The 11,949-nt window shown below is 73.7% G+C and carries 9 protein-coding genes and 1 tRNA gene; 5 read left to right on the top strand and 5 right to left on the bottom strand.

Translation table 11 applies throughout. The annotated features are described in order from the left end of the window. Positions 1-143 precede the first annotated feature (143 nt). Positions 144-788, bottom strand: coding sequence for a snapalysin (gene snpA / locus ACFVGO_RS12755; protein WP_380351455.1), 645 nt, complete (start codon positions 786-788; stop codon positions 144-146). Between the two features lie 296 nt (positions 789-1,084). On the opposite strand from snpA, the gene ACFVGO_RS12750 reads away from it, so the two are divergent. After that, complete coding sequence (locus ACFVGO_RS12750; RefSeq protein ID WP_359901805.1) at positions 1,085-2,104, top strand: LysR family transcriptional regulator; 1,020 nt, start codon at positions 1,085-1,087, stop codon at positions 2,102-2,104. On the opposite strand, the gene ACFVGO_RS12745 is transcribed toward ACFVGO_RS12750, so the two are convergent. Together ACFVGO_RS12745 and ACFVGO_RS12740 are read right to left on the bottom strand one after the other, a co-directional pair. Beyond that, a complete protein-coding gene (locus ACFVGO_RS12745; RefSeq protein WP_359901807.1) occupies positions 2,101-3,375 on the bottom strand; it encodes a low temperature requirement protein A in 1,275 nt (424 codons plus the stop codon). The genes ACFVGO_RS12750 and ACFVGO_RS12745 overlap by 4 nt on opposite strands. A gap of 544 nt (positions 3,376-3,919) precedes the next feature. After that, positions 3,920-5,620 (bottom strand): ABC transporter family substrate-binding protein, encoded by a 1,701-nt coding sequence (locus tag ACFVGO_RS12740; protein WP_380351458.1) that lies wholly within the window; start codon positions 5,618-5,620, stop codon positions 3,920-3,922. 327 nt (positions 5,621-5,947) lie between these two features. On the opposite strand from ACFVGO_RS12740, the gene ACFVGO_RS12735 reads away from it, so the two are divergent. From ACFVGO_RS12735 to ACFVGO_RS12720, 4 genes are all read left to right on the top strand, one after another. Continuing rightward, positions 5,948-6,928, top strand: a complete 981-nt coding sequence (locus ACFVGO_RS12735) for an ABC transporter permease (protein ID WP_359901813.1) — start codon at positions 5,948-5,950, stop codon at positions 6,926-6,928. Positions 6,929-6,944: 16 nt separating this feature from the next. Further along, on the top strand, positions 6,945-7,892 hold the full coding sequence (locus ACFVGO_RS12730; protein ID WP_359901816.1) for an ABC transporter permease: 948 nt from the start codon (positions 6,945-6,947) through the stop codon (positions 7,890-7,892). After that, complete coding sequence (locus ACFVGO_RS12725; RefSeq protein ID WP_380631687.1) at positions 7,889-9,970, top strand: dipeptide ABC transporter ATP-binding protein; 2,082 nt, start codon at positions 7,889-7,891, stop codon at positions 9,968-9,970. The genes ACFVGO_RS12730 and ACFVGO_RS12725 overlap by 4 nt, the downstream gene beginning before the upstream one ends. Before the next feature lie 60 nt (positions 9,971-10,030). Beyond that, positions 10,031-10,104: transfer RNA gene (locus ACFVGO_RS12720), tRNA-Lys, on the top strand. Positions 10,105-10,171: 67 nt separating this feature from the next. On the opposite strand, the gene ACFVGO_RS12715 is transcribed toward ACFVGO_RS12720, so the two are convergent. Both ACFVGO_RS12715 and ACFVGO_RS12710 read right to left on the bottom strand, forming a co-directional pair. After that, positions 10,172-11,056, bottom strand: a complete 885-nt coding sequence (locus tag ACFVGO_RS12715; RefSeq protein WP_380631685.1) for an alpha/beta fold hydrolase — start codon at positions 11,054-11,056, stop codon at positions 10,172-10,174. Then, entirely contained in the window at positions 11,053-11,841 is a 789-nt protein-coding gene (locus ACFVGO_RS12710; protein ID WP_359901824.1) for a DUF998 domain-containing protein, read from the bottom strand. Before ACFVGO_RS12710 ends, ACFVGO_RS12715 begins: the two co-directional genes overlap by 4 nt. Between the last annotated feature and the right edge of the window lie 108 nt (positions 11,842-11,949).

Raw genomic sequence — 11,949 nt, 5'->3', positions numbered from 1 at the left:
TTTTTTTTTGTTTTGGCTGTGTTGTTCCTGGGGGGTTTTGTTGGGGGGGGGGGGGGGTTTCTGGGGGGGGGGGGGCCGGGGGGGGGGGACCCCCCCGTTCCGGCCGGCCCCCCCCCCCGCTCCGAACCCGCCTGCGGGCCGGGTCAGTTCCGCGCCGCGAGTCCGTTCTCCCAGAGGGAGTCGACCTGGCCGCGCTCGTTGCCGTCGGGGTACGGGTTGGTGCAGGACGGGCCGGGGCCGCCGCCCGACATCAGCTCGCTGCACGGACCGGAGTAGTCGTCGGGCAGGCCGAGCACGTGCCCGGTCTCGTGCGCCGTGACGCGGAGCGAGCTGTACTCCTGGTTCTGCTGGTAGTCGAGGAAGACGTAGCCGTGGCCGTGGCCGTCGGTGCTGGCGTAGGAGCCGCGGCTGTCGCTGCCCTCGTAGTACGAGAAGTCGCCGCTGCCGCCGGTCTCCTGGAGCCGCACGTTGCGCACCGAGCCGTTCCAGATCTGCGCGGCCTGGGATATCTGGCCGGTGAAGGAGGGCGCGTTCGCGGTGTCGTAGGTGACGGTGACGGTCAGCAGCCACGGGTTGGCGGCCTGCCGGGCCTTGGCGGAGGCCATCACGGCCTGGAAGAAGGCCTGGTTGTCCGCGGTCTCCGCGGCCGAGCCGGCGTACGTCGAGGGGGTGTAGCCCTGGACGGCGGCCGGGGCGGCCGGGGCCGCGGCGGCCACGGTGGCGGGCAGGGTCGCGAGGCCGGCCGCGAGGGCCAGGCCCAGGGCGGCGGACAGCACGGATCGCTTCATGCGGGGCTCCGGTTTCGCGGTGCGCCGCCGCGCCGGGGCCGGTGGGGGCCGGGCCCGGGGGCGGTGCACGGTGGGGGCCGTCCCCGGCGGTGACCGGGGCGGGTTGCTGCCCCCGAGCTTCGACCCGCCCGGGGCCCTCGCGGATGATGCCAACCGGCGATAGCTCGGCCGCATAGCGGCCGGGTCCGCCGCGCGCCGCGCCGGTCGATCCGCCGGTCGATACGCCGGTCGATACGCCGGTCGGTCCGCCGGTCGATCCGCCGACCGGCCCTTCGGCATGCCCTTGAATGCCTGTCATGTCCTTGGCGAGGCGGTGCGGCGGCGTCTATGCTCCGGACGTGGAGCTCGACGTGAGACACCTCCGGGTGCTGTGCGCGATCGCCGACAGCGGCAGCCTCCGCAAGGCCGCGCTCCAGCTCGGCATGACCCAGCCCTCCCTCACCACCCAGCTGCACCGGATCGAACGGGCCATCGGCGGCACCCTGTTCACCCGCGAGCAGACCGGCAGCAGGCCGACCGCGCTCGGTCACTCGGTGCTCTCCCGGGCCCGGCCGGTGATCACCGAGATGGCCGCCCTGGTGACCGCCGCCCGCCAGGAGGCCCGGGACGCGGCCGGGCCCGGCCGGCAGCGGCGGCTGCGGATCGGCAGCGTCGGCAGCCGGGCGGTCGCGGCCTGGCTGCGCCGGGTGCACGAGCGGCTGCCGGACACCGACACCACCATCCACGTGGACGTCTCGGCCAGCGCGCTGCTGCGGATGGTCGCCGCCGACCAGCTGGACGTGGCCTTCGTGTACGAGAGCGAGGGCTTCCCGCTGCGGGTGCCGCCGGACGCCGAGCAGCGGGTGCTGATGGCCCGGGAGCCGCAGTTCGTCGCGCTCGCGGCCGGGCACCCGGCCGCCGCCCGGCCGGTCGTCCACCTGGCCGACCTCGCCGAGGACACCTGGATGGTCGACCCGACCGCCGACCACGAGTACGCGGCGATGCGCCGGGTGTTCAGCGAGGCCGGGCTCAACCCCCGGGTGGTACAGGTGCGGGACAACGCCACCGCCGCCGAGCTGGTCGCCTCCGGCGAGGCCGTCCGCCCCTGCCAGCCGACCTCGCTGCCCGGGCCCGGCACCGTGGTCCGCCCGGTGCACGGGGACCCGCTGGCCGTCCGGCTGCTGTTCACCTGGCGTCCGCGCGTGCTCAGCCCGCCCGCGCTGGACGCGCTGTACGGCGAACTGCGGGCCGCCTACCTGGATCTGGCCAAGGTCAACCCCGCCTACCTGGACTGGCTGGCCCGGCACGAGCCGGTGCTGCTGGAGCGGGTCGGCTAGCGTGCGCCCACCCCGCCGACGCCCGGCCCGCCGGCACTCGCGCCGCCGACACCCGGCCCGCCGGCACCCGCCCGCTTGCTCTCCCGGCCGTGGATCAGCACGCCCACCGCGATCATCAGCGCGCAGACCAGGCCCGCCGCGAGCACCCCGGAGCCGCCGAGCGCGGTGCAGGCCAGCACCAGCACGGCCCCCGTCGGCGCCACCGCCTGGGCCGCCGCGCCCCGCTTGGTGTGCCGGGAGTGCAGGAACCAGACCGTGAACAGGTAGAGCGCGGTGGGCACGGTGACCGTCGCGGTGGCGGCGGTCTCCGAGATGTGCGCCTTGTGCACCGCCGACTCCACCGCGACCTCCAGCCCGGTGCCGATCGCCGCCGCCGAGCCGAACACCAGGTAGTGCCCGTATCCCCAGACCAGTGCCTGCCGGTTGGACCGCAGGTGCTCGTGGACGGACCGGGCGAAGTAGATCCACCAGGCCGAGAAGCAGATCAGCAGCCCGCCGACCGCGACCGGCACCAGCCGCCCCGGGCTCTCGTGCTCGTCCACCGCCGACTGCACCGCGACGGTCGCGGCCGCCACCGTCTCCCCGAGCACGATCAGGGTGAACAGCCCGTACCGCTCGGCGATGTGGTGCGGGTGCCAGGAGGTCCGCATCCGCAGCTCGGCGACCACCGGCACGGCCAGCTCGCACAGCACCCCGACCGGGATGACGTACGACCGGACGCCGGGCGGCAGGAACAGCACCACCACCCAGCCGACCTGACAGAGCGTGATCCCCGCCGCGTAGCCCAGCGCGACCCGGCGCGCCAGGCCCTGTTCGCCGGCGGCCGCGCGCAGCCACTGGGTGACCATCGCCAGGCGCATCACCACGTAGCCGACGATCGATAGCGTCAGGTCCTGGGTGGCGAACAGCCGCGGCACCCCGGCGGCGAGGATCAGCACCCCGGCGATCTGCACCAGCGTGGTGACCCGGTACGGCACGTCGTCGACGTCGTACGCGGAGGCGAACCAGGTGAAGTTCATCCAGGCCCACCAGATCGCGAAGAAGGTCAGCGTGTAGCCGTGCAGGCCCTCGCCGTAGTGCCCGGCCGCCAGGGAGTGGGCCAGTTCGCGCCCGGCCTGGCCCACCGCGACCACGAAGCAGAGGTCGAAGAAGAGCTCCAACGGGGTGGCGACCCGGTGCGGCTCGTGCCGGTCGCGCGGGACCATCCGGCGCACCGGCGGCGGGTCGACGGGGTGGCCGGGGGGTGCCGCGGCTGCGGGGTCACTGACCATCGGAGCTGCTCCGGGAGTCGGGAGGGGGTCGTCCCGCGCATCCTGGCAGCGCCTCCGGCCCGGTGCACGCACCGGCGCGGCAGGTGTGCACGCGCCGGCAGGGCCGTGTGCACGCTCGGGCACGGCAGGCTCGGGCAGGGCAGGGGGCAGGCTCGGGCAGGGCAGGTGTGCACGCTCGGGCGCGTAGCGAGAACCCCGCGCGCCCCCGGGCACGATGGCCCTGAATGTCCCTTTTTTCCTTGCCGTCAGCCCCAGTTGACGCTCCGGTGCGCGAACCGGGTGACAGCGCGGCGGGTTTCCGGGCGCGCCCCGCGCGCTGCCCCTCGGGCGACCGGCGCGCCGCTAGATTCTTCCCCGGTTGGAAGAGCGCGGGCCCTGCCGGGCCCCATGACACGGGCGGCCTGCGGGCAACGCGGAAGGTCAAGGCGGGTGGCGGGACAGCGGGGGCGGCAGAGCCGATCCTCCCGCGTCCGCGCCACCGGCCTCGTGATCACCGCGCTGCTCGCCAGCGCCTGCCGTGCGGCCCGTCCCGTCCCGGCGGCGGCTACTTCTCCCAGCCGATCCTGCTGTAGTCCTCCCCCGCCAGGCCGAAGGCCCCGTAGTTGGCCAGGCCCTTGCGGGTCGCCACCACCTCCGGCCGCTGGTAGAGCTCGACGGTGTGGCCGAGTTCCCAGATCTTCGCGTCCGCCTGGTTGTAGAGCTTCGCCGCCTCCTGCGGGTCGACCGTCCCGGCCGCCTTCTTCAGCAGGTCGTCGATCTCCTGGCTGCCCAGGCGCGAGGGGTTGCTGAAGCTGTTGTCGCCCACCGGCAGCCGGAAGTTGGTCAGGCTCTTGGACAGCGGGAAGGAGTCGGTGTTGCGCCAGCTCGCGATCTCGAACTTGCCCGGGTTCACGTACTTGGTGAAGAAGTCGTTGGCCGCCACCTTGTCCAGGCTGACCTTGACCCCGACCGCCTGCCACATCGCCACCGCCGCGGTGGCCAGGTCGATCTGGGCCTGCGGCGTGGAGTCGTTGAGCACCCAGTGCAGTTCCAGCGGCCGGCCGTCCTTGGTCCGCGGCTGGCCGCCGGACTCCTTCCAGCCCGCCTCGTCCAGCAGCTTCTTGGCCGCGGCCGGGTCGAACTTCGCCCAGTCGCCGGAGGTGTCCTGGTACCCGGTCTGGTTGGGCATGAAGATGTGGTTGCCGAGCGGCTTGAACTCCACCGGCACCCCGTTGTTGGCGATCTTGATCAGCGCCGAGCGGTCCAGCGCCCTGCCGAGCGCCTGGCGGACCCTCGGATCCTCCAGCGCGCCGGTGCCGCCGAAGGAGATGTGCACCTCGTCCCACGGGCTGGCGGCCCGGATCACGGTGTCCTTGGCGCCCTTGAGCTGCCCGTACGCGGTGGCGGTGCCGGCCGCGGCGTAGTCGATCTCGTTGTTGAGGTACGCCTGGGTCGTCGCCGCCTGGGACATCACCCGGAAGGTCACCTTGTCGACCTTGGCCCTGGTGCCCCACCAGGCCGGGTCCGGGACGAGGGTCAGGGTCTGCGCGGTCTTGTCCGCCGTGCCGACCTTCAGCGCGCCCGCGGTGATCGGGATCTTCTCCACCCAGCCCTTGTTGAAGTCGTCCGGGGTGGAGATGCCGGCCGCCGGCATCAGCGGGCGGAACAGGTTCTGCCAGTCGGCGTACGGCTCGGCGAAGGTGACCTTGACCTCGCTCGGGTCGGCGCCCTGCTCGACCGCGGAGATCTGCTCGTAGCCGGACGGGTCGGAGAGGTTGTACGCCGGGTCCTTGCCGCTCGCGGCCTGCCAGTCGGCCTTGAAGTCCAGGTAGCTCAGCGGCTTGCCGTCCGACCACTTGGCCTTGGGGTTGAGCTTGTAGGTGACCACCTGCGGCGAGGTCGAGGTGACCTTGGCGTCCACCAGGTAGTCCGGGTCGGGCAGGAAGGTGCCGGCGGCGTCCGTGGTGAAGAGCGAAGGCTCCAGGTTGCGCATGATCGAGACCGCGGAACCGTAGTAGCCGTCCACCTGCAGCGGATTCCACTGGGTGATCCACTGGTACAGCGGGAAGCGCACCTCGCCGCCGTCCTTGATCTGGTCCAGCGGCTTGGGGTTGAGGTCGTTGGAGCCCTGCCCCGGCGGCTCGCTCCTGGCCGCGCCGTCGACGGAGCCACCCCCGCCCGAGGTGCACGCGGTGACCGCGAGCGCGACGGCGACGGCGAGGGCGGCCGCCCGGCCGAGACGGCCGGCCGTGGTGGAAGCGTCCATGAGGGTCCCCTGGGATCGATGACGGGATGTGGGGCGCGCGAGGTGTGACGAGGCTTGAGCGTGGGCAGCCAATTCGGCATCGAGCGAGCAGAACGTAACAGCGGATCAGACCGACCACCAGGGGGAGGAGCGCACGTCTGATCCAAAAGTCACACACGGCAACACGGACGCAACACCAGCTCAGTGCCCCGGTGCTTCACTCTGACCTGCGCTTTCCCAACTCCCTTGCCAGACCACCCGACTGACGCCCGAACGGGCCCGGACCGAAGGCCAACCGATGCCCACCAGACGCGTCGGCCCCACCCGCACCGCAGCGGGCGGCCGTTGATGCTCCGCTACCTGGCGAAACGCCTGGGCTACTACGCGGTGCTGCTGATCGCCGCCGTCTTCCTGGCGTACGCGATCTCCGCGACCGCCCTGCAGCCGCGCACCTACTTCGACGCCAAGGTCCCCCGCCCGGCCGCCGAATCGGTCGAACGCCAGCTCACCGCGCTCAACCTGAACGACCGCACCCCGGTCGTCGAGCGCTTCGGCCACTGGGCCGGCGGGCTGCTCCACGGCGACCTCGGCCGGACCATCCACGACACCCCGGTCACCGACGACTTCGGCCGCCGGGTCTGGGTCTCGCTTCGCCTGCTGCTGATCGGCAGCCTGCTCGGCATGGTCCTGGGCGTCGCGGCCGGGGCCTGGAGCGCGGTGCGCCAGTACCGGGTCTCCGACCGGCTGCTCACCGTGCTGTCCTTCGTCCTGCTCTCCACCCCGGTCTTCCTGGTCGCGCTGATCCTCAAGAACGGCGCGATCACCGCCAAGGACGCGGTCGGCCACGAGGTGATCCCGTTCACCGGCTACGAGACCCCCGGGCTCACCGGCGGCCTCGGCACCCACCTCGCCGACTGGGCGCTGCACCTGCTGCTGCCCACGATCTCGCTGGCCCTCGGCGGCCTCGCCACGTACAGCCGCTACCAGCGCGGCACCATGCTCGACGTGCTCGGCTCGGACTACCTGCGCACCGCCGAGGCCAAGGGTCTGACCCGCGGCCGGGCGCTGCTCAAGCACGGACTGCGCACCGCGGTGATCCCGATGTCGACCATGTTCGCCTACAGCTTCCTGGGCATCTTCACCGGCGCGATCTTCACCGAGACGATCTTCGGCTGGCACGGCATGGGCGAGTGGCTGATCCAGTCGATCAACGAACAGGACGTCAACTCCGTGGTGGCCGTCAACCTGTTCACCGCCGTCGTCGTCCTCGCCTCCGGCTTCCTCGCCGACACCCTGCACGCCGCCCTCGACCCGCGCGTGCGGTCCTGACCGGAGGTGACCTGAGATGACCACCACCGTCGCCGATCCCTCCGCCCCGGCCACCGGCCCCCGGACCGCCGGTCGCGGACGCCTCGTGCTCAACCGGCTGCTCGCCGCCCGCGGCGCCGTCGCCGGGACCGTCGTCGTCCTGCTGCTGTTCCTGCTCGCCTTCGGCGGCCCGTACCTCACACCCTGGGACTACGCCACTCCCGACTTCTCCGCACTGCACCAACCCCCCTCCGCCGAGCACTGGTTCGGCACCAACGGGGTCGGTCAGGACGTCTTCGCGCAGACCGTCCGCGGCCTGCAGAAGTCGCTGGTCATCGGCCTGCTGGTGGCGCTGTTCTCCACCGTGCTGGCCTCCGTGGTCGGCGCCTGCGCCGGCTACTTCGGCGGCTGGGCCGACCGGGCGCTGATGTTCCTGGTGGACCTGCTGCTGGTCTTCCCCGCCTTCCTGATCATCACCATCGTCTCGGCCCGGCTGAAGAGCGCCGGCTGGATCGCCTTCGTCCTGCTGCTCGCCCTGTTCAACTGGATGATCACCGCCCGGGTGGTCCGCTCGATGACCATCTCGCTGCGCGAGCGCGAATTCGTCCGCGCCGCCCGCTTCATGGGGGTGCGGCCGCTGCGGATCATCAGCCGGCACATCCTGCCGAACGTCGCCTCCTTCCTCATCATCGACGCCACCATCGCGGTCGGCGGCGCCGTGATGAGCGAGACCGCGCTCTCCTACTTCGGCTTCGGGGTCAAGCCGCCGGACGTCTCGCTCGGCACCCTGCTCGCCGCCGGAACCGGTGAGGCCCCGGTGTTCCCCTGGCTGTTCTACTTCGCCGCCGCCCTGCTGGTGCTGTTCGTCCTCGCCGTCAACCTGATCGGGGACGGGCTGCGCGACGCGCTCGACCCCACCTCCGGGGTCGCGCCCCGCCGTTCGCCCCGTACCCGTCGTTCCGCCGGCCGTAGGAAGCACCCGTGACCACCACCGTCGAAACCCCGCTGCTCGCCGTCCGGGACCTGCGGGTGGACTTCGCCGGGCCCGACGGCCCGGTCCCCGCCGTCCGCGGGGTGGACCTCACCCTGCGGCGCGGCGAAACCCTCGGCATCGTCGGCGAGTCCGGCTCCGGCAAGTCCGTCACCGCGCTGTCCGTGCTCGGGCTGCTGCCCGGCACGGCGAGCGTCAGCGGCTCGGTGCGGCTGGACGGACGGGAACTGGTCGGGCTGCCGGGCCGGGAGCTCGCCGCGATCCGCGGCCGCCGGATCGCCATGGTCTTCCAGGACCCGCTCTCCGCCTTCACCCCGGTCTACCGGATCGGCGACCAGATAGCCGAGGCGGTCCGCATCCACCAGCGGGTGGACAAGGCCGCCGCGCGCCGCCGGGCCGCCGAACTCCTGGACCTGGTCGGCATCCCGGCGCCCGACCGGGCCCTGGACAGCTTCCCGCACGAGTTCTCCGGCGGCATGCGCCAACGCGCGATGATCGCCATGGCGGTCGCCAACGAACCCGACATCCTGCTCGCCGACGAGCCCACCACCGCGCTCGACGTCACCATCCAGGCCCAGGTGCTGGACGTGCTGCGCACCGCCCGGCAGGAGACCGGCGCGGCCCTCGTCCTGGTCAGCCACGACCTCGGGGTGATCGCCGGAACGGCCGACCGGGTCGCGGTGATGTACGCCGGACGGGTGGTCGAGACGGCCGGGGTCGACGAACTGTTCGCGGCCCCCCGCCACCCCTACTCGCTCGGCCTGATCGGCGCGCTGCCCCGGCTGGACGGGCGCGGCGGTCCGCTCGTGCCGATCCCCGGCACCCCGGCACCGATGGCCGAACTGCCCCCTGGCTGCCCGTTCGCGGCGCGCTGCCCGCTGGCGCAGGAGCGCTGCGCCACGGCCGAGCCCGCCCTGGAGGGGGCGGACGGCCACCTGTCGGCGTGCGTGCGCTCGGCGGAGCTCGCCGAGCGGCGGCCCGCGCCGGCCGAGGTCTATCCCGTCCCGGAGCTGCCCTCCACCGCCGTCGGCCCCGGCGACCGCTCCGCCCGGACGCCGGTGCTGTCGGTGAGCGGCCTCGGAAAAACGTTTCCCCTGCTCAAGGGCACCGTGTTCAAGCGCAAGGTCGGCGAGGTGTACGCGGTGGACGGCGTCGACCTGGACCTGCGGGAGGGTGAGACCCTCGGCCTGGTCGGCGAGTCCGGCTCCGGCAAGTCCACCACCCTGTTCGAGCTGCTGCGGCTCGGCGCCCCGGAGACCGGCCGGATCGAACTGTTCGGCCGGGACACCGCCGCCCTCACCCGGGCCGAGGCCCACCGGCTCCGCGCCCGGGTGCAGATCGTCTTCCAGGACCCGATGGCCAGCCTGGACCCCCGGATGCCGATCGGCGACATCGTCGCCGAACCGCTGCTCGCCCAGCGCACCCCGCGCGAGGAGATCGCCCGCCGGGTGCCCGAGCTGCTGCGCCAGGTCGGGCTCGACCCGGAGCACGCCGTCCGCTACCCGCACCAGTTCTCCGGCGGCCAGCGCCAGCGCGTCTCCATCGCCCGGGCGCTCGCCGTCCGGCCCGGCCTGCTGGTGCTGGACGAACCGGTCTCCGCGCTGGACGTCTCCATCCAGGCCGGCGTGCTCAACCTGCTCCAGGCGCTCAAGGCCGAACTGGGCCTGTCCTACCTGTTCGTCTCGCACGACCTCTCGGTGATCCGGCACCTCGCCGACCGGGTCAGCGTGATGTACCTCGGCCGGACGGTCGAGCAGGGCGAGGTGGCCGCCGTCTTCGACCGCCCCCGCCACCCGTACACCCGCGCCCTGCTCTCGGCCGTCCCGCTCCCCGACCCCGCCGCCGAACGCGCCCGCGACCGCGTCCTGCTGGCCGGCGATCCTCCCCCGCCCACCGAGCGCCGCACCGGCTGCGTCTTCCGCACCCGCTGCCCGCGCTACGCCGGGCTGACGTCCCCGGCGGACCGGGCCCGCTGCGAGCGGGAACGGCCGGCCCTGGTCGAGGGCGCGCCGGGGGCGGACCACAGCGCGGCCTGCCACCACCCGGACCCCGGAGGAAACTACGCAGGGTGATCACTCGAACACGATTCGGTGGATCCGGTCGGCGCCGTGTAAAGTCTTCGACGTCAGCAGGCGCCGCTAGCTCAGTTGGTTAGAGCAGCTGACTCTTAATCAGCGGGTCCGGGGTTCGAGTCCCTGGCGGCGCACATGGCAAGGTCTCAGGCCGTCCACTCCGGTGGGCGGCCTGAGGCGTTTCCGGCCCCGGAGGACCGCTCAGCGGGTGTCGAGCACGGCCGAGGCCACCGCGTCCGGGCGGTCGAACATCACCAGGTGCCCGGCCGGGGCGGTGATGCGGAAGTCCGCCCCGAGCAGCGCCGCCAGCTCCCGCTGCCGGGCCAGCCACTCCTCGGTGCGGCGGGTCCGGCAGCCGTCGTCGGCGGCCAGCACGGTGATCGGCAGGTCCTCCGCCAGCGGCCGGGTGCTCCGCAGCCCGTCCAGCTCGGCGGCTATGTCGAGGTAGCGGCCGTTCTCCCGCAGCAGCGCGCGCAGGGCCCGCCCGGTGCGGTAGCAGTGCCGCACCAGCGGCGCCGGGGCGAGGTCCTCACGGCGGACGGTGGACAGCCGGGCCGTGGCCCGGCGGACGGACGGGCCCAGCAGGTAGGGCACGGCGAGGGCGGTGGCGGCCCCGGCCACCGCCCGGGCCGCGAGGTCGCGCGCGCCGGGCGCCGGGTACGGCCGGGCCGCCGCCTCCACACTGCCGTCCACCAGCACCAGCCCGGCGGTCCGCTCGGGGTGCAGCCGGGCGAAGGCCTCCACGTGGAAGCCCGCGAGCGAGTGCCCGACCACGGTGCACGGCTCCCGCAGCCCCAGGCCGTCCAGCACCGCCCGGATGCGTCCGGCCTCGCCGGCCGCCGTCGGGGCGGGCCGCCCGGTGGCGGGCTCGGGGGCGCTCAGCCCGTAGCCGGGCCGGTCGAAGCGGACCACGGTGCGGTACGGGGTGAGGAAGGGGACGACCAGGTCCCAGTCGAACCAGCTGCTGCCGAGGCCGCCGGAGAGCAAGCAGATCGGGCCGCCGCCCTCGACACGGACGTGCAGCGGGGTCCCGTCGACGCGCAGGAAGCGCGCCCGGCCGGCGGTCCGCGTTCCGGGAGTGCTCATGCCGGCCTGCGCTCCTGGAGCGGCCCGGTCGGAGGGCACCGCTCCCCGCCCCCGGCGCCCCCGTCCGACGGGTCGGGCGCGCCCGCGCGGGCGGAACGGGCGACGTCCAGGGCCAGCAGACCGAGCCAGAGCGCGACCAGCAGCACCTGCAGCCGCTGCCCGGCCCCGAGCGCCCAGGTGCCGCGCCCGGCCTGGAAGGCGGCGATCGAGGCGAGGCTCCAGCCGGTGGCGAGCAGTTCGGCGCCCAGCAGCCAGGGCCCGAACCGGCGCACCCCCGGCCACCAGCGGTAGCGGCGGGCCGCCACGGTGAGCGAGACCAGCGCGGTGAGCGCCCCGGCCATGGCGAGGCTGCTGGTGACGGCGTGCGCGGTGTGGGTGGCGGGGACCAGCCCGGCGGTCTCCCGGGCGGCGCACATCTCGTCGCTGGTGGGGGCGCAACTGAGCGGCAGCCGGGAGTCGGCGGCGGTCGCGGCGCCGAACAGGGCCAGCGCCGACCAGCCGGCCAGCGCCCAGCGGTGCCGGCGGGAGGCCCCGACCCGCCCGGTGGCGAGGGCGGTGCCGGCGGCGGCGAGCAGGCAGAGTCCGGCGGCCAGGTCGGTGGCCCGGAACAGGCCGCCCAGCGGCTGGTCCTCGGCGGCGAGTTCGCTGATGTACGCCCGCACCGGGTCGAGCCCGGTGCTCAACACGACCTCCAGCACCCAGGCGGTGTACGCCACGGCGCTGAGCAGCAGCAGGGTGGCGACCGCCGTCCGTGCGGTGCGGTGGCCGGGCTGGAGGCGGGGCACCGTTCCACCCTAACCAGCGGCGAACTCCGGACCAACCGGAAGGAAAGGGGCAGGTCGGGCAGCCGCTGTCCGGGTGGTCCGGGGGTGACCCGCAGCCGGTTCGAGGCA

It is taken from the genome of Kitasatospora sp. NPDC057738 (genome assembly GCF_042798815.1).
GTDB classification, from domain to species: Bacteria; Actinomycetota; Actinomycetes; order Streptomycetales; family Streptomycetaceae; genus Kitasatospora; species Kitasatospora lactacystinica.
This window is presented reverse-complemented; position numbering and strand designations above follow the sequence as displayed.

Excerpts from the sequence above, each read along its gene's own strand:
- snpA (WP_380351455.1), bottom strand. The coding sequence starts at position 788 with ATGAAGCGATCCGTGCTGTCCGCCGCCCTGGGCCTGGCCCTCGCGGCC.
- ACFVGO_RS12750 (WP_359901805.1), top strand. The coding sequence starts at position 1,085 with ATGTCCTTGGCGAGGCGGTGCGGCGGCGTCTATGCTCCGGACGTGGAG.
- ACFVGO_RS12745 (WP_359901807.1), bottom strand. The coding sequence starts at position 3,375 with ATGGTCAGTGACCCCGCAGCCGCGGCACCCCCCGGCCACCCCGTCGAC.
- ACFVGO_RS12740 (WP_380351458.1), bottom strand. The coding sequence starts at position 5,620 with ATGGACGCTTCCACCACGGCCGGCCGTCTCGGCCGGGCGGCCGCCCTC.
- ACFVGO_RS12735 (WP_359901813.1), top strand. The coding sequence starts at position 5,948 with ATGCTCCGCTACCTGGCGAAACGCCTGGGCTACTACGCGGTGCTGCTG.
- ACFVGO_RS12730 (WP_359901816.1), top strand. The coding sequence starts at position 6,945 with ATGACCACCACCGTCGCCGATCCCTCCGCCCCGGCCACCGGCCCCCGG.
- ACFVGO_RS12715 (WP_380631685.1), bottom strand. The coding sequence starts at position 11,056 with ATGAGCACTCCCGGAACGCGGACCGCCGGCCGGGCGCGCTTCCTGCGC.